General features: G+C 39.8%; 21 protein-coding genes. 7 read left to right on the plus strand and 14 right to left on the minus strand.

Annotated features, from left to right (window positions below):
* The 7 genes from argS to speE all read right to left on the minus strand — a co-directional run bounded on the left by argS (position 1) and on the right by speE (position 6,791).
* Positions 1-1,671 carry an arginine--tRNA ligase gene (argS, locus tag V7112_RS00260; protein WP_335413663.1) on the minus strand — a complete coding sequence of 557 codons (1,671 nt, stop codon included), beginning with the start codon at positions 1,669-1,671 and terminating at the stop codon, positions 1-3.
* Complete coding sequence (locus tag V7112_RS00265) at positions 1,672-2,103, minus strand: DUF1934 domain-containing protein (protein ID WP_335413666.1); 432 nt, start codon at positions 2,101-2,103, stop codon at positions 1,672-1,674.
* A 117-nt stretch (positions 2,104-2,220) separates the two neighbouring features.
* On the minus strand, positions 2,221-2,598 hold the full coding sequence (locus tag V7112_RS00270; protein ID WP_335413667.1) for a cytochrome-c oxidase: 378 nt from the start codon (positions 2,596-2,598) through the stop codon (positions 2,221-2,223).
* Positions 2,599-2,755: 157 nt separating this feature from the next.
* The gene (locus V7112_RS00275; RefSeq protein ID WP_335413669.1) at positions 2,756-2,965 is read right to left on the minus strand and encodes a heavy-metal-associated domain-containing protein; all 210 of its coding nucleotides are present in this window, start codon (positions 2,963-2,965) and stop codon (positions 2,756-2,758) included.
* A gap of 76 nt (positions 2,966-3,041) precedes the next feature.
* Entirely contained in the window at positions 3,042-4,937 is a 1,896-nt protein-coding gene (locus tag V7112_RS00280; protein WP_335413671.1) for a heavy metal translocating P-type ATPase, read from the minus strand.
* Between the two features lie 137 nt (positions 4,938-5,074).
* Positions 5,075-5,950 carry an agmatinase gene (gene speB, locus V7112_RS00285; RefSeq protein ID WP_335413675.1) on the minus strand — a complete coding sequence of 292 codons (876 nt, stop codon included), beginning with the start codon at positions 5,948-5,950 and terminating at the stop codon, positions 5,075-5,077.
* A gap of 13 nt (positions 5,951-5,963) precedes the next feature.
* The gene (gene speE, locus V7112_RS00290; RefSeq protein ID WP_335413679.1) at positions 5,964-6,791 is read right to left on the minus strand and encodes a spermidine synthase; all 828 of its coding nucleotides are present in this window, start codon (positions 6,789-6,791) and stop codon (positions 5,964-5,966) included.
* A 489-nt stretch (positions 6,792-7,280) separates the two neighbouring features.
* Between speE and V7112_RS00295 the strand changes: the two genes are divergently transcribed.
* Positions 7,281-9,350 (plus strand): transglycosylase domain-containing protein, encoded by a 2,070-nt coding sequence (locus V7112_RS00295; protein ID WP_335413682.1) that lies wholly within the window; start codon positions 7,281-7,283, stop codon positions 9,348-9,350.
* A 410-nt stretch (positions 9,351-9,760) separates the two neighbouring features.
* On the opposite strand, the gene V7112_RS00300 is transcribed toward V7112_RS00295, so the two are convergent.
* Together V7112_RS00300 and V7112_RS00305 are read right to left on the minus strand one after the other, a co-directional pair.
* Positions 9,761-10,273, minus strand: a complete 513-nt coding sequence (locus tag V7112_RS00300) for a YwhD family protein (RefSeq protein WP_335413685.1) — start codon at positions 10,271-10,273, stop codon at positions 9,761-9,763.
* A gap of 57 nt (positions 10,274-10,330) precedes the next feature.
* Positions 10,331-11,011: a site-2 protease family protein gene (locus V7112_RS00305; protein WP_335413688.1), complete on the minus strand. Its 681-nt coding sequence runs from the start codon at positions 11,009-11,011 to the stop codon at positions 10,331-10,333.
* A gap of 245 nt (positions 11,012-11,256) precedes the next feature.
* On the opposite strand from V7112_RS00305, the gene V7112_RS00310 reads away from it, so the two are divergent.
* Complete coding sequence (locus V7112_RS00310) at positions 11,257-11,445, plus strand: 2-hydroxymuconate tautomerase (RefSeq protein ID WP_335394167.1); 189 nt, start codon at positions 11,257-11,259, stop codon at positions 11,443-11,445.
* 156 nt (positions 11,446-11,601) lie between these two features.
* Complete coding sequence (locus V7112_RS00315; RefSeq protein WP_438823844.1) at positions 11,602-12,204, plus strand: LysE family translocator; 603 nt, start codon at positions 11,602-11,604, stop codon at positions 12,202-12,204.
* Between the two features lie 34 nt (positions 12,205-12,238).
* Here V7112_RS00315 and V7112_RS00320 read toward each other — a convergent pair whose 3' ends face one another.
* Both V7112_RS00320 and V7112_RS00325 read right to left on the minus strand, forming a co-directional pair.
* Complete coding sequence (locus tag V7112_RS00320) at positions 12,239-12,796, minus strand: DUF4256 domain-containing protein (protein WP_438823839.1); 558 nt, start codon at positions 12,794-12,796, stop codon at positions 12,239-12,241.
* A gap of 171 nt (positions 12,797-12,967) precedes the next feature.
* Positions 12,968-13,360: a hypothetical protein gene (locus V7112_RS00325; protein ID WP_335413696.1), complete on the minus strand. Its 393-nt coding sequence runs from the start codon at positions 13,358-13,360 to the stop codon at positions 12,968-12,970.
* Positions 13,361-13,471: 111 nt separating this feature from the next.
* Between V7112_RS00325 and V7112_RS00330 the strand changes: the two genes are divergently transcribed.
* From V7112_RS00330 to V7112_RS00340, 3 genes are all read left to right on the plus strand, one after another.
* Positions 13,472-13,885: a hypothetical protein gene (locus tag V7112_RS00330; protein WP_335413699.1), complete on the plus strand. Its 414-nt coding sequence runs from the start codon at positions 13,472-13,474 to the stop codon at positions 13,883-13,885.
* Between the two features lie 81 nt (positions 13,886-13,966).
* Positions 13,967-15,268 (plus strand): NCS2 family permease, encoded by a 1,302-nt coding sequence (locus V7112_RS00335; protein WP_335413701.1) that lies wholly within the window; start codon positions 13,967-13,969, stop codon positions 15,266-15,268.
* Positions 15,269-15,506: 238 nt separating this feature from the next.
* Complete coding sequence (locus V7112_RS00340; RefSeq protein ID WP_335413992.1) at positions 15,507-16,124, plus strand: Ltp family lipoprotein; 618 nt, start codon at positions 15,507-15,509, stop codon at positions 16,122-16,124.
* A 183-nt stretch (positions 16,125-16,307) separates the two neighbouring features.
* On the opposite strand, the gene V7112_RS00345 is transcribed toward V7112_RS00340, so the two are convergent.
* From V7112_RS00345 to V7112_RS00355, 3 genes are all read right to left on the minus strand, one after another.
* Positions 16,308-16,814 carry a YwgA family protein gene (locus V7112_RS00345; RefSeq protein WP_335413705.1) on the minus strand — a complete coding sequence of 169 codons (507 nt, stop codon included), beginning with the start codon at positions 16,812-16,814 and terminating at the stop codon, positions 16,308-16,310.
* 43 nt (positions 16,815-16,857) lie between these two features.
* Positions 16,858-18,156, minus strand: coding sequence for an HD domain-containing protein (locus V7112_RS00350; RefSeq protein ID WP_335413707.1), 1,299 nt, complete (start codon positions 18,154-18,156; stop codon positions 16,858-16,860).
* Positions 18,157-18,467: 311 nt separating this feature from the next.
* Positions 18,468-18,695 (minus strand): DUF1450 domain-containing protein, encoded by a 228-nt coding sequence (locus tag V7112_RS00355; protein WP_335413710.1) that lies wholly within the window; start codon positions 18,693-18,695, stop codon positions 18,468-18,470.
* 410 nt (positions 18,696-19,105) lie between these two features.
* On the opposite strand from V7112_RS00355, the gene V7112_RS00360 reads away from it, so the two are divergent.
* Entirely contained in the window at positions 19,106-19,798 is a 693-nt protein-coding gene (locus V7112_RS00360) for an RsfA family transcriptional regulator (RefSeq protein WP_335413712.1), read from the plus strand.
* Positions 19,799-19,887: the final 89 nt, after the last annotated feature.

The raw sequence follows: 19,887 nt of genomic DNA on the forward strand, positions 1-19,887 counted from the left end.
TTACATTTTTTCAGGTGCAGATACACCGATTAATTTTAATGAATTTTGTAATGTGAGTTGGACTGCTTTCATTAATGCAAGACGAGCTTTTGTTTTTTCAAGATTGTCTTGATCAAGCACTTTTTCTGCATTGTAAAAACTATGAAGAGCAGCTGCTAATTCATTAATATAATTTGTGATGCGATGTGGAATTCGCTTTTCTGCTGCTTCCGTTACAGCAGCAGGGAACTCACCAAGCTTCTTCAATAGATCTATTTCTTTTTCAGAGTTGATGTTCTCTAGCGCATAATTACCGTCTAATGCAATATTCATTTCATCACCGGAACGAAGCATGCTGCAAATACGAGCATGTGCATACTGCGCATAATACACAGGATTCTCATTTGATTGGGACACTGCTAAATCAAGGTCAAAATCAAGATGTGTATCAGAGCTTCTCATTGCAAAGAAGTAACGAACGGCATCCAGACCAACCTCTTCGATCAAGTCACGCATCGTAACAGCCTTACCTGTACGCTTACTCATCTTCATTTTTTCACCATTTTTAAACAGGTGAACAAGCTGAATGATTTCAACCTCAAGCGTATCCTCTTCATAGCCTAACGCCTGAATCGCAGCCTTCATACGTGGGATATAGCCATGATGATCTGCACCCCATACATTGATTAATTTTTCGAAGCCACGCTCAAGCTTGTCCTGATGGTACGCAATATCTGGTGTTAAATACGTATAAGACCCGTCATTTTTAATTAAAACACGGTCTTTGTCGTCTCCATATGTAGTGGAACGGAACCAAGTAGCGCCATCCTCTTCATAAATATGACCAGCACTACGCAACGCTTCAAGAGCTCGGTCAATTTTTCCATTATGGTAAAGAGACGTTTCTGAATACCATACATCAAAACGAACACGATACTCCTCTAAATCCTTTTGAAGCTTTGCCATTTCGTATTTCAAGCCATATTCACGGAAAAAGTCGAAGCGTTCTTGTTCATCGACAGTTACATATTTATCGCCAAATTCCTCAGCAAGTCGCTTACCAATCCCAACGATATCTTGTCCATGGTAGCCATCCTCTGGCATCTGGGCATCCTTACCAAGTGCCTGCATGTAACGAGCTTCAACGGATTTCGCCAAGTTATTAATCTGGTTTCCAGCATCATTGATATAGTACTCACGCGATACATCATAGCCCGCTTTGTCTAAAATATTACTTAACGAATCACCAACGGCAGCCCCTCGAGCATGTCCAAGGTGTAGATCCCCAGTTGGGTTTGCTGAAACAAATTCCACCTGAACCTTTTGTCTATTTCCAACAGTCGTTTCACCGTATGCCTCTCCCGCTGTTAAGATCGCTGGGATTAAATCAGTCAAATAGGAATTGTTCATATAAAAATTGATAAACCCTGGGCCTGCGATTTCAATTTTTTCAATTGAAGCTTTTGATTTATCGAAGTTCGCCACAAGGTCTTCAGCAATCATTCGTGGTGCTTTTTTCGCCACACGCGCTAGCTGCATCGCCATATTTGTCGCATAGTCCCCGTGCGCTTTATCCTTTGGAAGCTCTAGCACAGCCTCAGGAATCTGTTCTTCCGAAGCTAGTCCAGCTTTTATAACTGCGTCTTTAATTTCCGCTTTTAAGCGTTCTTTTACTTGTTCAACAACATTCATCTAGTTTCGCTCCTTAAATGTAATGGTTATTTTATGTAATCCTGACTTTTCACCGTGAAGTGAAAGCTCATATGCTAAGAATAACGTCCCTTTTTGAGAGTTTTTATACCATTTGTATTCGATATTATTCGTTTTTACTGTAAGGTCAAAGTTTCCGACCTGGTTTTGAAAAGAACCATTTGTGGTTTCATTTTTTCGGTAGACCTGCCTCATTTTCACAATACCCGAACGAAGAATGAGAACCTCTTTTTCCGAAATTTTGATTACCGTTTTAACCGTCCCTGCTTCTTGCTTTTCATCAAATTGCAAGTATGTGTTATTACCCTTTAAGTAGTATAGACCATTTGCATGAAAAGCAACATTTTCTTTTCGCGGGCCATCTTTAATTTCTGTTACAAATTTGAGATCAATAGGTGTTCCTTCTTGACTCATTTTCACACATCCCTATAAATCATTAACTTTACTAGTATACGGCATTTTGTGAAGTGATTTCAAATTAAAAAAGAAAACTCGGCGAATGCCGAGTAGGGGGTGAGTTTGATAGAGGTATTATTGCTTTGTAACTTTGATATTCAAGAAGATATTGATGGCAAAAAGGATGATCGCGAGGGTTGTAACTGTACCTCCAATCGCAATGGCAGGCTCAACAGCCGGATTACCGAGCAATAGCATCGTGAGCCCAATCATCATGACCGGCAAACCGATATTATGAAGCCAAAAGTGGACCTTTCCAAGCTTTGATTCTCCCGCCTGCGGGAATAAGTAGTAGACGATTCCTGCAAGCCCCATAGATGCCCAGCCGAGTAAGTTAATATGAACATGGACTCCTGTAAGTGTGTACGTGTGTGACATCGACATTCCCATCCCGATAAGAACTCCAATGACAAAATACACTGCCGCCATTTTCAAAAAGCGTACCCCAACCATTGAAACCCCTCCCTTTTTCAGGTAAAAACCTAGTTCAAATGTAGTATATTCACCACATACAAAAGAATTGTCACAATTGCAAAATATATTTTATATAAGGTTTTTGGCCATGCAAAAATAAAACAGGCAAGCTTCAAATGCCTGCCCGTTTCTTATTTTAATGTTTTACTTGGTAACCTAGTTTTTCAATGGTCTCTGCGATTTGCTCTTTTGTAACTCGGCCAGAATCAAATGTAGTCTTTACTTTACTTGAGTTAAATAATACTCTTGCTTCTTCTACACCTTCCATTTTTCCAACCTTTGATTCGATCTTTTTAATACAAGATGGACAAGTAAGTGGTTCTAATTGTAATTTAATGGTTTCCATTTTAATCTCTCCTTTTTTCTTTTTCTATTATTATTGTAAGATGTTTTTTCATGTAGTTCTTTGACCTGGGTCAAATTTAGGCAGTTGCTACATGTAATGCATGTTCTTTCTTCATTGTTTTGCGGTTGTAGCCCATTAATCTCATGGCGTTCAGAATAACAAGAAGGACGCTCGCTTCATGAATGAACATTCCAGATGCGAGGTGGACCGTTCCCATGAGGACCCCGACTAGAAGGACGAAGGCAATTCCAACTGCAAAGAAAGTGTTTTGCTTCATGTTGCGGATGGTTGCTTTTGATAATGAGTAAGCATGTGAGAATTGCATGAGCTTATCTGCCATTAAGACGACATCTGCTGTCTCCATCGAAATATCCGTACCACCTTCACCCATTGCGAGTCCGATATCTGCAGTTGCGATTGCTGGAGCGTCGTTGATCCCGTCTCCTGCCATTGCCACTACATGACCTTCTGCCTTTAATTTTTTCACGTATTCTACTTTATCTTCTGGTAGTAACTCTGCATGAAATTCATCCAGTCCTAAAGTGGACGCGACAAGTTCAGCAGTATGTTTGTTATCACCAGTCAACATCACGATCTTCTTAATCCCATTTTTTCGCATTTGGGTTAGTGCTCTTTGCGCATCTTCACGAATTTGGTCTGCAATCGAGAAAATTCCGGCGATTTTTCCATCGACACTAGCGAAGATTGCAGTGTTACCCGCTTTTTCTCGATCGATTGCATAGGCCCCGACGTTTTGCGGAACTTCAATACCTTCTGCATCCATCAGTTTCCGATTCCCAATCGCAAGTACATGACCTGCCACTTTTGTCCGGATCCCATTTCCTTTAATGACTTCTCCGTCTTCTGGTTCAATCTCTAAAGCTAGTTTTCTTGCTTTTGCTTCTTTTACAATTGTTTGTCCTAGATGGTGCTCGGAAATGGTTTCCGCTTGGGCAACGAGCTGCAATAATTCATTTGTTTCGAAGCTGCCAAAGGTCTTAATATCTGTTACTTCCGGTTTCCCCTTCGTCAATGTTCCTGTTTTATCGAAAACGAGCGTGTCTACCTTTGAAAAGATATCCATGACTTCTCCACCTTTTACTAAGACACCATTTTTCGCTCCATTTCCGATTCCAGCAACGTTCGATACTGGGGCTCCAATCACAAGTGCACCAGGGCAAGCAATGACAAGGAATGTAATTGCGATATGGAGATCTCTAGTAAATAGATAGACAAGAACAGATAAAACAACGACAGCTGGTGTGTATATATTTGCGAATTTATTCAGGAATTTCTCTGTTTTTGATTTAGATTCCTGTGCTTCCTCCACAAGTTCAATAATTTTCGCAAAAGTCGTATCGTCACCAACTTTTTCTGCAATCATTTCGATATAGCCGTTATCCACGATGGTACCACTGAATACTTTGTCTTCTATCTTCTTTGATGCGGGTACAGATTCACCGGTCACTGCTGCTTCATTTAAAGAAGCTTGACCTGAAACGATTGTGCCATCGACCGGAACCTTTCCGCCAGAGCGGATAATAACACGGTCCCCAACAAGAACATCTTCGATTGGTACCGTAATTTGGCTGCCGTCTCGAACAACAACTGCTTCCTGTGGCGCCATTTCTACAAGGTCTTTTAGCGAAGAACGTGTTTTTTCCAACGTACTTGCTTCTAAATAATCACCGAATAAAAATAGGAAGGTAACGACTGCCGATTCGACAAATTCACCGATAAACAAAGCACCAATAACAGCGATTGTGACAAGCAGTTCAATGCTGAATGCCTTCATTTTTAATGCTTGAAATGCTTTAATGAAGATAGGGATTCCCGCGATGATCGTCACAATGATGAGTGAAGCTGATTTTAAAAGATCATATCCTGTCAAATGAAAAATCAATGCGAGAACGAGCAAGGCTCCCGAGATGGCTGTTATTTTCGTTTTTTGTTGATTAATCAAATTGATCATTTTGATATCCTCCCCTTTCTTTCTATATCTTTATGATAAAGGGAAGTTGAGATAAATAATTTGACCTCGGTCAAAATTGACTTTTTAGTCAACAAAAAAAGGGTCATGGACTCTTTTTGAATCCATGACCCTTTGTATTATTTTTGAATCCACCCTAAAATCATCTCACGAATCAACTTACTTGCTGTATTCGCAGTTTGTTCAGACACATCATAGATTGGCGCAACCTCTACCAAGTCTGATCCAACCACACGAATATCGGATTTTGCAATCTCGTGAATGGCCCCTAACAATTCCTTCGACGTAATTCCACCCGCATCCACTGTACCTGTTCCTGGTGCATGTGCCGGATCCAATACATCAATATCAATCGTTACATATACAGGACGACCCGCTAGCTTCGGAAGTATTTTTTTCAGTGGCTCGAGTACTTCAAATTTTGAAATATGCATGCCGTTTTCCTTCGCCCATTGGAACTCTTCCTTCATTCCTGAACGAATTCCGAATGAAAAGACATTCTCCGGTCCAATCAATTCTGCGATTTTACGAATCGGTGTGGAGTGAGAAAGCGCCTCTCCCTCGTAGTTCTCACGCAAATCGGTATGAGCATCCATATGGATAATCGCAAGATCTGGGTATTTCTTATAAACCGCCTTCATCACCGGCCAGGATACAAGATGCTCGCCACCCATGCCAAGTGGATATTTCCCTGCCGCCAATACTTGATCCACAAAATCCTCAATCATATCAAGGCTACGCTGTGGATTTCCAAATGGTAGCGGAATATCGCCAGCATCATAATATTTCACTTCATCTAGCTCTTTATCAAGATATGGACTATATTCCTCAAGTCCAATCGATACCTCACGAATTCGGCTAGGGCCAAAACGTGAACCTGGACGGTAGCTAACTGTCCAGTCCATTGGCATGCCATAAATGACGGCTTCGCTCTCTTCAAAATTCGGATGGCTTTTGATAAACACATTTCCTGAATAAGCTTCATCAAATCTCATCGAAAATCCCCCATTACTTCGTTAAGTCGGCTACAAACTTCGGTAGCACAAACGCTGCTTTATGGATTTCTTTTGTGTAGTATTTTGTCTCCAACTCATGGAAGCGATCGTCACTTACTTCAAGTGGATCATATTTTTTCGAACCGATTGTGAATGTCCAAAGACCACTTGGGTATGTTGGGATGTTCGCGATATAAAGGCGAGTGATTGTGAAAATTTCTTTCACATCACGCTGCACGTTACGGATTAAGTCTGGTGTGAACCAAGGGTTGTCTGTTTGCGCAACAAATACACCGTCTTCTTTTAACGCCTTTGAAATTCCTGCATAAAAGCCTTTTGTAAACAGATTTACTGCTGGACCTACAGGTTCAGTGGAGTCAACCAAGATGACGTCATACTCATTTTCACTTTCCGCAATATGCATAAATCCATCGCCAACCTTCACGTCGACACGTGGGTCTTCAAGCTTGCCTGCAATTTCAGGCAAGTATTTCTTTGAGTACTCAATTACTTTTCCATCGATATCCACTAAAGTTGCTTTTTTCACATATGGATGCTTTAGCACTTCACGGATTACTCCGCCGTCTCCGCCACCGACAACTAGTACGTTTTCAGGATTTGGGTGTGTAAATAACGGCACATGCGCAACCATTTCATGATATACGAACTCGTCCACTTGAGTGGTCATTACCATACCATCAAGAACGAGCATGTTGCCGAATTCCTCAGTCTCGATCATATCAAGCTTTTGAAACTCCGTTTGTTCTGTATGTAAGGTTTGTTTAATTTTTGCTGTGATACCAAAGCTTTTTGTTTGTTTCTCCGTAAACCATAATTCCATGTTCATAACATCCTTTCGATTGAAAAATTCAGGGATTCTATCCCTTTATCGTTCCCAATTCCTTCAAAAAAATTGATGTTTTTGCCGTGTTTTGAGTTCAGGCAATGTTGATGGATTTGCCTTGGCGTCGATACCAAGTCGCATACTTCCGCTGTCTAGCTGTGGCGACTAGAAACTCGAGAAACTTCAACTCCTCCTACAGAAGCAAAGACCGCTTCTTAGTCGAAGTCTCCGACACACAGGAAGTGCTAGTGCCGACTTCGCCACAGGACGTGGCGTCTTAGTCGGCCAGTTTTCTCGTTTCTAATCAAGTCGCCTCCGCTTTTCTATCTCAACTCAAAAAAGTATAGATGAATCCAGCGAAAATGCAAGAAATTTTTTCACTTTTTAGCAAATAAATGTTTAAAACAAAGGAAATCTTTTCATACTGATTGATATATGCCTGAGATAGACGGATTTATAAAGAGAAAAAGAGAGAGGTGAACCTTAGTGGAGCTTATTACAAATGATCGGTTAAAAACTGCGCTCAAAATTTTACGTGCATGTCTTTTCATAGGCTTAATCGGCTGTGCCCTTGTGACAGTCGGTATTTTAGGCGTACTTTCCTATGCAAAAACACAAGGGGCACCTCCTCTTGCGGTTCCTCTCTCGACCTTATTCTACGCCGAGGATGGAACTTTAATCGGAGAAGAACGTCATCAGGGTGAAACCCGCTATTGGGTATCACTTGATGATATGTCCGAGGCTGTTGTTGATGCGACGGTATCAATCGAGGACAGGAACTTTTTTGACCATCATGGCTTTGATTACAAACGGATTGGTGGAGCCATTATCGCCGACATTAAAGCAATGGCAAAGGTTCAAGGTGCAAGCACGATTACCCAGCAATATGCCCGAAACCTGTTTTTAGAGCATGAAAAAACGTGGAATCGAAAACTCACCGAGGCCCTTTATACAATCCGCCTGGAGCTTAATTATTCTAAAAAGGAAATTCTAGAAGGTTATTTAAATACTATCTATTATGGACATGGCGTTTACGGAATTGAAGCTGCAGCTAATTACTATTTCGGAAAAAGAGCGAGTGAGCTTTCACTTGCAGAAGCTTCAATGCTCGCTGGGATTCCAAAGGGTCCGACACATTACTCACCATTAGTAAATGAGGAAAAAGCAAAACAGCGTCAAAACGTCGTCCTCAACTCGATGGTAGTGAAGGGTGTCATTTCGAAAAAAACAGCTGAACAAGCACATAAAGAGAAACTAACCTTTACCGGCAATAAGGCCGTTGGGCGAGAGGATATTGCGCCATATTTCCAGGATATCGTAAAAAAGGAGCTTCACTCAAAATTGAAGCTTGACCAAAACATGATTGAAACAAGCGGCTTACGTGTCTACACGACATTAAACTCAGACCTGCAAAAAATGGCTGAAGAAAAAGCCGAAAATTTTATTAAAGAAGATTCCAAGATTCAGCTTGGATTTGTTGCAATGGATCCGAAAAATGGTGAAGTGCGGGCATTAATTGGCGGGCGAGATTTCGAGGAAAGTCCATTTAATCGAGCGACACAGGCGAAACGTCAACCTGGATCAACGTTTAAACCATTTTTATATTACGCAGCACTTGAAAAAGGCTATACACCGTCAACACAAATTCGTAGCGAGCTCACTACGTTTTCGTATGACAACAATCGCTCAACATATACACCGCGAAATTATAAAAATTATTATGCCAATGACTCAATTACATTAGCTCAGGCAATTGCCTTATCGGATAATGTCTACGCAGTGAAGACGCACCTCTTCCTTGGAGACGGTGAACTGGTGGAGACTGCGAAAAGGCTTGGGGTCACAAGCAAGCTGAAGGATGTGCCTTCCCTTGCGTTAGGAACTTCTGGAGTAAGTGTACTTGAAATGGTTAATGCCTACGCTACCCTTGATAACGGGGGAACTCGTCATAAGCCGATTTTTATCACTAGAGTTGAAAATTACAAGGGTGAGGTTATCTATGAAAACACACCCAAACCTAAAAAGGTACTTGATGAGGACCTCGCATTTGTGACAACACAGCTAATGACAGGAATGTTTGACGATAAATTAAATGATTATACGGCTGTAACAGGAACAAATATTAGCGATAAATTGACCCGCTTTTACGCTGGGAAATCAGGTTCAACTGATACGGATAGCTGGATGATTGGATACTCTCCACAGCTTGTTGCTGGTATTTGGACTGGATATGATGAAAACGAACAACTTACGATCGTTGCGGAAAAGCAAATTGCAAAAAATATTTGGGCCGGGTTCATGGAGGAAGCCCATCAGGATATAGCGCCAACCCCATTTAAACCGACAGAGGGTGTTGTCGGGGTGTATGTAAATCCTGATACCGGCTTGCTTCCAACAAAGGATTGCCCTGTTTCCAGGCTGACCTTTTATAAAAAAGGTACAGAGCCAACGGAATATTGTTCAAAGAATGTAGATGATGTGAACAAGGAAAAACCTAAGAAAGACGAAGAAAAAGAGAAGAAAGGCTTCTTTAAGCGAATGTTTGATTGGTTTTAATGGTCGGAACCGGGTTCTTTGTCCGCTGGGACAGAGGGACAGGTCCCTCGTCCCAGGGGGAGCTATGTTAGTGGCTTATGAAGGACTTTTCAAGCGTGGTTTTCTCTCATTATGGTCTTCATAACGCCAATGAAGGACTTTTCGAATGTGATTATCGCTCATAATGGTCTTCATCAGTCATTTTAAGCGATTGGTGTCCAATATTGTTGTACTACCATACAGATATAAGCACAATTGGTTCGGTTCATAGCTAGAAAACAAAAAACGAAACCCCCAGGCTGTGTAGGTCCTGGGGGTTTCTATGTCCTAGTTTCAATGTGTGTACATTGTAAATTTAGTGTACTTTATTTTATTAAAAAAGCTCAAGCTTTAATGCGTTTGTTCACCGAAATGTCACAATTACAAAAGCCTTATTCTACCTTTAGCCCCTCTTTTAACTCATTACCAGAGTTATCCCACATTTCTTTGTTGTGGTTAATTAAAAAGTTAGACAACAGCTTTTTTGATTTGTCATCCATTAAATCAACCATGATATGACGCTTTAATGATTTATCCATTTTGTTTACATGCTCTGGTAACGATTTGTAGCCGCGGCGAATCGAACGGTCAACTGTCATGTAACAAGCCGTTACACCTGCGTAATAAGGTCCCACTTCCTTGCGGTCAATTGTTACCCAGACCAGCCAAAATGGCTTTCCGTTAGGAACATCTTCTTGATTCGGCAAAAACTTAATCCCTTTTTCAACAACGCTTCTCGCATGCATCGCTCCAACATCAACGAAAACATCTTCATCGTCTATATCAATGAATACAGGCGAAATATTTTCGAGACTAAGTGCCCCAATCCCATATCCTTTGTGACCATCTGTTGGATCATTTTTAATGATATTAAAAGCAACCTTTTTCTTTTGTTGATCCACCATACATCCACCTTTCCCTTTTACTCATTACCAACTATTTTATCATATGAGTGCCTAATATTATAATTGAAGGATTGGCCGGAAAATCGCAACCAAGATATCCGTGACGGCGTAGACTCCACCATATAGTAACGGATATAAAAACCGATCCCCAAGCGGCGTAATGACTAATACTAAAAAGAGCACAATTCCAAGGCCCTCATACTGTGTCAATCTCGGACGAATCCGCGCTGGCACAAGGTCCTCAATGATACGATAGCCATCAAGCGGCGGAAACGGCAGTAGGTTGAATATGAACAACACAAGGTTTAACCGGACAAATAGATTAAAGAACGTTTCAAAACTTTCCCCTACGGCCTCTGGAATGACCGCAAACACGCCTACCCGAATAAGAATAATATAAATAAGCAATGCTAGTGCTGCAACGACCAGGTTACTTAAGGGGCCTGCAACCGAAACAAGGATTCCTGCAAGCCTTGGCTTTTTAAAATGAAACCGATTCACCGGCACAGGACGCGCCCAACCAAACCCCGCAAGGAAAATCAGAATCGTCCCAAATGGATCTAAATGTGCAATTGGGTTTAACGTTAATCTCCCCTGCCGTTTTGCCGTGTCATCGCCAAACTTGTAAGCCACATAGGCATGCGCAAATTCATGCACCGTAAAAGCAACTAGTAATGTAATCACCACATATGGTATTAAAGATAAATCAAATGCTAAAAACCTACTTAATTGTTCCACCAAATTTCTCCTTTTTCTAGAAAAGTTACTATTTTCAGTATACAATACATTTAAACCATTGTTCAAAAAGGAGGATGAAGAGGACCAAGAATTTCAAGGCGGTGCAGCTTTGAGTACCGGAGCGTATGCAGTTAATACGTGAGGAACGGAGAAGCAAGCCAACGCAGAAATTCGATGTGTCATATTCATCCGACTTTTTTGACTTCCTTTAATGCTTTAGAAAACACAGATTGGAGAGATTAATTGTGCCATACGTAACAGTTAAAATGCTAGAAGGACGTACTGAAGAACAAAAAAAGGCGCTCGTTGAAAAAGTAACAGCAGCTGTATCTGAAACAACTGGAGCTTCTGAAGAGAAAATCGTTGTCTTCATTGAAGAAATGACAAAAAATCATTATGCTGTAGCCGGTAAACGTTTGAGTGACCAAGAATAAAAATTGTTGTAACCCGTGGTGAATGAACTGCGGGTTTTGCTTTAATCTAAAAAATTTATGTTCAATTCATAACAACATTTTTATATAATACAGTAAAAGAATTCATAAGAAGCCGAGGGGATACATAAAGTGGAAAACTTTTATCTGTTTGTGTTTATGTGTATTTTACTCATTATTTTGCCTGGCCCCGATACTGCTATTGCTACAAAAAACACTCTTACTGTTGGGAAAGCCGGGGGGCTTAAAACAGCTTTTGGGACCTGTTGCGCCCTGCTTATCCACACTTCTGCTGCTGTATTTGGACTATCAGCCATCATTGTAAAGTCAGCAGTATTATTTTCTATCTTTAAATACGTTGGTGCTATTTATCTAATTTATCTGGGAGTAAAGACATTATGGTCGTTGCGGAAAAAGGAAGTAGCCGCAAGCGTGGAGATGAATACAGTAAGCAAGTTTGAAAACACTACTTGCTTTAAGCAAGGCTTCCTAACCAATCTTCTAAATCCAAAAGTTGCTGTCTTCTTCTTAACCTTTTTACCTCAATTCGTGGATTCTGGAAGCAATACCTTTCTACCGTTTCTTTTAATGGGGTTCACCTATACTGTATTGACAGCCATATGGTTTTTCCTTTATGTCTATTTAATTAATCAAATTAGTACGTTTATGAAAAAACCGAAAGCTCAAAATATGATTGAAGGAATCACAGGTACTATTCTGATCGGCTTTGGAATAAAACTAGCCCTAGAAAAAGCTCATTAATTCTAAAGGAGGATTGATTGACAATCCTCCTTTTTTAAACCCTTATTGAACCTCGGAACCCTCTAGCAGCATAGTAAGAATCTGCCCCATTATGATACGTAAAGACAGTGTCATAACGACGATCACAAAAGATGGCCCCGGCAAGCTTTCTAATTGTAGCCGGTGTTTGCACCCAACTTGATGTTTTCAAATCAAATTGGTCAAGCTCCTGCAGCGTCCGATATTGCTCTTCCGTTAACATTTCAATACCCATGTCAGTTGCCATATCGATCGCACTATTTTCCGGCTTATGTTTTTTCCTGGATTCTAATGCTTCACGGTCATAACAAACACTTCTGCGACCTTTAGGGCTTTCTGCTGAACAATCAGCAAATATGTATTCTTCCTTCTTTTCATCGTGCCCCACAACATCTGGTTCACCGCAGGTTCTTTCCATTTCATTGAGCGACCATAGTTTATCAGGGTTCGCCTCCAGCTTTGCTTCGACTTTTTCCCATTTTAGCCCTTTGTGGCGATGCATGTTTTTTTCAAACCGGGCCTTCAATACTTTGAATAATTCTTCACGCTGAACTTGCGGCAACTCTTTAATCACATTCATTTCCTCCTAATTATTTTACTCATTAATAGAATTGAATATCATTCTGAATAAACTTCTGTTGTATTTTATTGAGTTCTTGAACGTATCGTTTATTAATTTCTAGTATTCCTTCATTACCATTTTCGAAAAATAAATGTATCCTTTTAACGGGTTCCTGGGTTTCGTTTATATAGACTGCCTCTTTAATTTGATCCCATTTGTTATACTTTCGGACATTGATTCGATAAATATAATCTCATTATTTGAGATAAGCGTATAGTTTCCAAAACCAGCGTAATAACCCATTCCAATCGAGCATACCAAAAATAATATCCCGATATAATTCCATCCTTTATTTTCAACTATCATACCAATACAAAACAAAATAAAAAAGCCTACAGCAATAAACATCAAGATACTTGAAATGAAAGGCGTTAAAACCAAAAAGGTGTCACCGTGTTTGAAGAAAAAGTGGTGAATGAAGTTAGGACCTATAAATCCAAATATAACACCGATGATGATGCTGATTATCAATAGTACTACCCAATAAGCTTTATCAATTCTTTGAAGCAATCTCACACGCCCCCCCCTATTTATTACTATTTACGAATAATTATCAGGAAAAGTTTCATTTTTCTAAAAACATTACCATCTTATTTATTGGGAACAATACTTCCTGAGGTGGTTCAAATGTTAAAAAATGTTTTGCTACATATCCTTATTTTTCAACTAATCTCAATAAATGTGATGGCCGAAACTAATCAGCAAATACAAATATACGATATAAATCAGGACATTGTTATAAAACATTTACAGTTAAACACAGATATACAACATGAGGCTGAGAATTTTCTTAAAGATATAACGGGTGTGTATGCTAAATACAATCCGATTCCGAAAACAGGCTCTATGATAAGAATCCCTTTAGAACCAAATATAATGGTGAGAAACCGATGGTTTGATGACCTTGTTGATGAAGTGACAATTATTTTTACCGATCACGAAAAACCATATTTTATGATGTTTGACGATGAAAACAAACCATATTTTTTAACATTTGAAGGTGACACGGTAAAACTCCTGACGTTATTGAACTTTAAATAAATATGTCTTGCAGTCTACATCAGGAACGAATATTATAGAAAAGGATTTTTAAATTGTTCGCCTTTTGGAGGTACACAGACTATGTTTAAATTATCAGAGCTTAATACAAGTGTAAGAAAGGAAGTTCTTGCAGGGATTACGACCTTTTTAACAATGGTGTATGTTGTTGTCGTAAACCCCGTAATCTTATCCGATGCTGGTGTTCCGTTTGAGCAGGTATTTTTAGCAACGATTATCGCAACGGTTGTTGGAACACTTTGGATGGCACTATTTGCAAATTATCCTATTGCAATCGCACCAGGAATGGGCTTAAATGCCTTTTTTGCATATTCGGTTGTTGGAGCAAATGAAAATATCACTTACCAAACCGCATTTGCCGCTGTCTTTGTGGCTGGTATCATTTTTGTGATTTTATCGTTAACGCCGTTTCGGGAAAAGTTAATTGAAGCAATTCCACCAAATCTTAAGCATGGAATCACCGCAGGAATTGGCTTATTTATTGCATTTATTGGCCTGCGGCTTACCGGAATTATTACAGCACACCCAACAAATTTAGTGACCCTAGGTGATTTACATTCACCACCGGTCCTTTTAGCACTAGCTGGATTAGCGATTACCCTGGTTCTTATGTCACGTAACATAAATGGTGCCTTATTTTTTGGAATGATCATCACTGCCCTTATTGCTTACTTCACTGGACAACTTGAATTTAAAGAAGGATTCGTAAATGCGCCGACTCTTCCTGAAGGATTAATAATCTCAAATCCATTTGCTGCAATAGGCGATGTGATTCAGTACGGGCTATACGCAGTTGTCTTCTCCTTTTTACTCGTTACCATTTTTGATACAACAGGAACGATGATTGGAGTTGCTGAGCAGGCTGGGCTTATGAAGGGGAATGTCATGCCTCGTGCTAGACAAGCCCTGCTTGCCGATTCAGTAGGTACGACCGTTGGAGCCATGTTTGGGACAAGCCCTACCAGTGCATATATTGAATCATCCACAGGGGTTGCTGCAGGTGGAAGAACGGGTTTAACCTCGGTTACGGTGGCAATTCTGTTTATTCTAGCTGCCTTTTTCGGGCCATTAGTGGGTGCTGTTTCTGGAATTGCCGCTATTACTGCACCTACCTTAATAATTGTGGGATCCCTCATGATGGGTAGTATTAAGGATATCAGATGGAATGAGATTGATGAGGCCTTCCCTGCATTTTTAATCATCCTTAGCATGCCGCTTACTTCCAGCATCGCAACAGGGATTGCTTTAGGCTTTATCTCGTACCCGCTTATGAAGGTTGTCAAAGGGAAATGGAGAGAAGTTCACCCACTTGTTTATCTATTTGCCGTACTGTTTTTCTACCAGCTTGCGTATTTACCGCACTAAACCAGGTAGTTCGGTCGATAGGGAGAATTAGTAAATAACATATCAAAGAACATACTGCAATTAGCAATCAAAAACGTTTAGAATTTTTCTAAGCGTTTTTTGTTTGTAAACAATAACCACTTCATTGTTTTCCGAAGGCAAAGTAGGAATAAACGAATGGATTAGGTGTAGATGACAATAATAAAAGCAAGAAATCGTTCCAGGCGATATCGAGGAAATGGAGATGATTGAATTGGCTATGTTTATCGGCTTAATTAGTATTGTAGGAATGATTGTATTTCTTATCTTAGGTATTATTGGGGCAGTAAGGAAGTCTAGGAAAACCAAGAAAAACTTTATAATATCAGGTGTATTTTTTGTATTGTTAATCGCTGCCTTATCATTTAGCGATGAGCCAACTGAAACTGAACAAGCAGAATCCCCAATTACTGAAACAGAAGTAACAGACGAAGTTGAACAAGAAGAACCAAAGGAAAAGGAAGTAGTACCTGAAGCTGAAAAGAAAGAAGAACCAGTAAAAGTGGAACCGGAAAAACCTAAAGAAGAAGTGAAAGAAGAACCTCAATTAACAGTTTCACAAAAAAATGCGATTCGTCATGCTGAAAACTATATTTCAACAATGCCATTCTCAAAGACAGGGCTTATTGATCAATTAGAATATGAAGGATATTCCACTGAGGATGCTACATTTGCAGTTGATCATATTGATGTAGATTGGAGAGAACAAGCGGTAAGACATGCAAAAAATTACAACGACACAATGCCAATGTCGAGGCAAGGTTTAATTGAACAATTAATGTATGAGGGGCACAGCCAAGAGGATTCGACATATGCAGCTGACCAAATAGGGCTATAAAAATTCAAGCAGAGGACATTTCCTCTGCTTTTTAGTGTTCGTTTTATCTCATATACATCGGAAATATTAACATGATTAAAAGATACATTTTCAACTACAAATCTTTTGAATTAATATCAAAAAATCCTGCTAATGGTGATTTTCTCCCTTTGAACCGTTAGTTCAAAGCTGCCGAGTTTCCTTTTAATGTTTTACTATATTTCGAAGAGAATCAATATATTGATAAGCCTCTTCTACCTCTTCATCTGTATAGCGCTGCTTCGCTTTTAAGGTAAATACTTTTTCCTTGACCTCGTCTTTTTCAAGTCCATCAAAGTATAGAACGGTTGATACAAGTTCCAAAAAGCGTGCGGACTGGTTATTTAAAGCGTGCATGCAGTCTTCTAATGGTGGCATGTCCAACTGATAGTGGCCTAAAAACTGCTCACCTTTTTCAGTTAATGAGTATCGATACTGATAATAGCCACCCTTTTTCTCTTTGACCTCATCTAAAAACCCTAGGTTGCAAAGCTCCTCTACGCGTAAAGTTAACTCCTCAGAGTACGGTCCATAAAAGTGGAAATTGTACTTTTCGTAGAATGGATAATCAATCTTTTTCGCTATATAAATCATTTTTTGCAGTTTTTTTCGACCTGTAATTTCCCCTGCAGCAGCAAATGCCTTCATTACTTTTGCATGTTCTGTTAACAAAACCCCTTCATCTCCTCACCAAAATTGACCAATTTAAATACCTCTATATGTCTAAAGCATCTTTAATTTTCTGTTTCACTTTACTATCGTCTGGTAGTTTTTCAATCAGATCTTGTGGAAAATAGAGCTTATGGTCAGTTCGCCTTTTACCGGAAATGGCATCTACTACTTCAGACTGCCTCGATAATTCGCGAATCTCGCCATTTGGCATCAATAGGTTAATTGGAAGTCGTTCCTCTTCCTCACCCGGCCGATAAAAATCATACGGTAAATCAGATGATGAATCGACTACTAAATAATAAGTCGGATCAATCCCTGCATCCTCAAAAAGTGATCGTAATTCCATCATCTTCATCATTTGAGTACTTGGATCAAACTCCACATATTTAAACAGATTGCGATTAAGAAAACGACGGCATAGATCACTTAAAATCGCATCATCCTCATCCTGCCAAACTTGAAAATAGAAGGAAAAAACCCCTTCATCAAGCCTCACATAATCCTTTAGTGTTAGCGTATCTTCAAAAATGGAAACAAAATGGACAGGGGCCGTTTTAAATTCGTAGTTTTCCTTGTATAGCTGTTTTGCGCGATGGAGAATTTTCGTTAATATAACCTCTGAACTCCGTGTAACTGGATGGAAATAGATCTGCCAATACATTTGGTATCGACTCATAATGTAATCTTCAACCGCATGCATCCCACTGCTTTTAAAGACTACCTGGTCTTCCTGTGGCCTCATCACACGCAAGATCCGCTCCATGTCAAAGTTTCCATAGCTAACGCCGGTATAATACGCGTCACGCAATAAATAATCCATACGGTCTGCATCGATTTGACTGGAGATGAGACTCACAACTAATTTATTTTTATACGTTTTTGCAATCACTTCGGCCACTTTTTTCGGAAAATCCTCCCCAACCTGCTTAAGGACTCGATTGACCTCCGTGTCCCCCACGATGATTGCCTGAGTAAATTCCTCATGATCATAATGGAATACTTTTTCAAATGAATGTGAAAACGGTCCGTGGCCAAGGTCATGGAGAAGTGCTGCACTTAAGGCTAATAGACGTTCCTCTTCATTTAACAATGGTCGTTCCCGAAACACATCATCGATAATTCTTCGGACAATTTCATATACACCTAGAGAATGGTTGAAACGACTATGCTCCGCCCCGTGAAAGGTAAAATAGGTTGTCCCTAATTGGCGAATTCGTCGTAGTCTTTGAAACTCCGATGTTGCAACAAGCTCCCAAATCACTCGATCCTGAACGTGCACATAGCTATGTACAGGGTCTTTAAAAACCTTTTCTTCACTTAATTTCCCATTGGAATATGTCATGTATTCAACCTCTTCCATACTGGCATGCTACTATTATATATATTTATCTTTGACAAAAAAACCTAAAATTCATCATAAATCGTCTTAAACCAAGTTATATCAACGGTTGGAAAATTTTTCGACATAAAAGAAAAGCGAAAGGCGCCCGCTAATCGGCGACAAGCTTAAGATGAGCGCTGACAGAAGGTGCCTTTTACCTTCTTAAGCGATTGGCTTAAGACCTCGAGCCGATGGCGCCTGTAGCTAGACACCGAATGCCATTCCCCTTAACAATAAAAAATCACCTATTCTCATAGGAGAGAAAGGCGATATTAGTCCTTTTTCAGCTTCTTTTCAATCTTTTCGATTAATTCGTCCTCAGTTGGAGCTGAAACAGGGCGATTGTTAACAAATGCGAATGATTTTTTTCTCCCCGGGCCACAGTAGGATTGGCAGCGAATGTCAATTGTTGCTTCTCCATCAACTTGTTTTAGACGTGGCACTAAGGTTTGAATATTGGTTGCCTGGCAATCATCACAAATGCGAAACTCGTTTGCCATCTTGCGTACAATCCCTTCATCTTGTAATTTCTAGGTCGTTCAATTTATTTGATCGGTCATCATACTTTTATAAACACTACACGGTATTTTACTCTTCCAGTTAGGTATTTGCAAGGAAACGGACGAAGTTTCAAAAATTCTCCACAAGTAAGAGATTGCGATTTTGAAATTTTTTTAGGATCAAATACGCCTTGCGTATTTGCGCCCAGATTTTTTTCGAGCTTGCCTCGAAAAGTTTCCTTTGAAAATCTGTGGCATCCGACGGAGTCTTAACTTTATTTAGCATTATGCAAATAAAGTTAATAAGTCTACTATCCTGTTATGGATGAGGTATAAAGTTTGAATCTATTGACCAATATATGTAATAACCTAACGCAATTATAAACATATATTTTGGGAGATGAAAAAATATGAAGGAAAGACAAGACGCTTGGACAGAGGAAAATGATCTTTTATTAGCTGAAACTGTTCTGAAACATGTTAGAGAAGGAAGTACACAATTAAACGCATTTGAAGAGGTGGGTGATAAATTAAATCGCACTTCAGCTGCATGCGGATTCCGTTGGAACGCAGTTGTCCGCCATAGTTTTGAGAAGGACCTGCAGCTTGCGAAAAAACACCGTAAACAACGCCAGCGTGCACTTGGTAAAACCCAACCTGTGAAGAAACAGCTTTTGTATACACCACCTACTCCAAGTCTCGAAGAATTTGCGGACGAGTTTCCGCTATTTCCATCTGAATCTACCAGTGTTCGTCAGGAAGTTAAAATGCCACAATATTCTTCTGCTAGACCAACATTGACAATCGATTCCGTGATTTCCTACCTTCAATCAATGGGCAACACAAGTCTCGGAATTGAAGGACTGAAATCTGAGAATGAGAGATTGAAAAATGAAAAGAATGCGATACTTCGTAAAAATGAAGAACTCGAAAAGAAAATTACCCAACTCGAACAAAGCGCAGTGAACATTCAAGAGGACTACGAAACATTAATGAAGATCATGAACCGCGCACGAAAACTCGTCTTATTTGAAGACGAAGAACGTCCTGCCACTTCCTTTAAAATGGACCGTAATGGTAATTTGGAGAAGTTAGCGGAGTAAGCAAAACCAGGATTTTCGAGTCTTACAGCGCGCTATCGCGTTTCATTTAAAAACCCCTGACTGTCTGTTTTTACATGACAGTTTAGGGG

The sequence above is a fragment of the Bacillus sp. JJ1566 genome, assembly GCF_036962685.1.
GTDB lineage: Bacteria > Bacillota > Bacilli > Bacillales > Bacillaceae_L > Ferdinandcohnia.

Bases quoted from the DNA above. Each gene is read 5' to 3' on its own strand.
- argS (WP_335413663.1), bottom strand. From the start codon at position 1,671: ATGAATGTTGTTGAACAAGTAAAAGAACGCTTAAAAGCGGAAATTAAA.
- V7112_RS00265 (WP_335413666.1), bottom strand. From the start codon at position 2,103: ATGAGTCAAGAAGGAACACCTATTGATCTCAAATTTGTAACAGAAATT.
- V7112_RS00270 (WP_335413667.1), bottom strand. From the start codon at position 2,598: ATGGTTGGGGTACGCTTTTTGAAAATGGCGGCAGTGTATTTTGTCATT.
- V7112_RS00275 (WP_335413669.1), bottom strand. From the start codon at position 2,965: ATGGAAACCATTAAATTACAATTAGAACCACTTACTTGTCCATCTTGT.
- V7112_RS00280 (WP_335413671.1), bottom strand. From the start codon at position 4,937: ATGATCAATTTGATTAATCAACAAAAAACGAAAATAACAGCCATCTCG.
- speB (WP_335413675.1), bottom strand. From the start codon at position 5,950: ATGAGATTTGATGAAGCTTATTCAGGAAATGTGTTTATCAAAAGCCAT.
- speE (WP_335413679.1), bottom strand. From the start codon at position 6,791: ATGGAATTATGGTTTACGGAGAAACAAACAAAAAGCTTTGGTATCACA.
- V7112_RS00300 (WP_335413685.1), bottom strand. From the start codon at position 10,273: ATGGTGGATCAACAAAAGAAAAAGGTTGCTTTTAATATCATTAAAAAT.
- V7112_RS00315 (WP_438823844.1), top strand. From the start codon at position 11,602: ATGTGTATTTTACTCATTATTTTGCCTGGCCCCGATACTGCTATTGCT.
- V7112_RS00330 (WP_335413699.1), top strand. From the start codon at position 13,472: ATGTTAAAAAATGTTTTGCTACATATCCTTATTTTTCAACTAATCTCA.
- V7112_RS00335 (WP_335413701.1), top strand. From the start codon at position 13,967: ATGTTTAAATTATCAGAGCTTAATACAAGTGTAAGAAAGGAAGTTCTT.
- V7112_RS00340 (WP_335413992.1), top strand. From the start codon at position 15,507: ATGTTTATCGGCTTAATTAGTATTGTAGGAATGATTGTATTTCTTATC.
- V7112_RS00350 (WP_335413707.1), bottom strand. From the start codon at position 18,156: ATGACATATTCCAATGGGAAATTAAGTGAAGAAAAGGTTTTTAAAGAC.
- V7112_RS00355 (WP_335413710.1), bottom strand. From the start codon at position 18,695: ATGGCAAACGAGTTTCGCATTTGTGATGATTGCCAGGCAACCAATATT.
- V7112_RS00360 (WP_335413712.1), top strand. From the start codon at position 19,106: ATGAAGGAAAGACAAGACGCTTGGACAGAGGAAAATGATCTTTTATTA.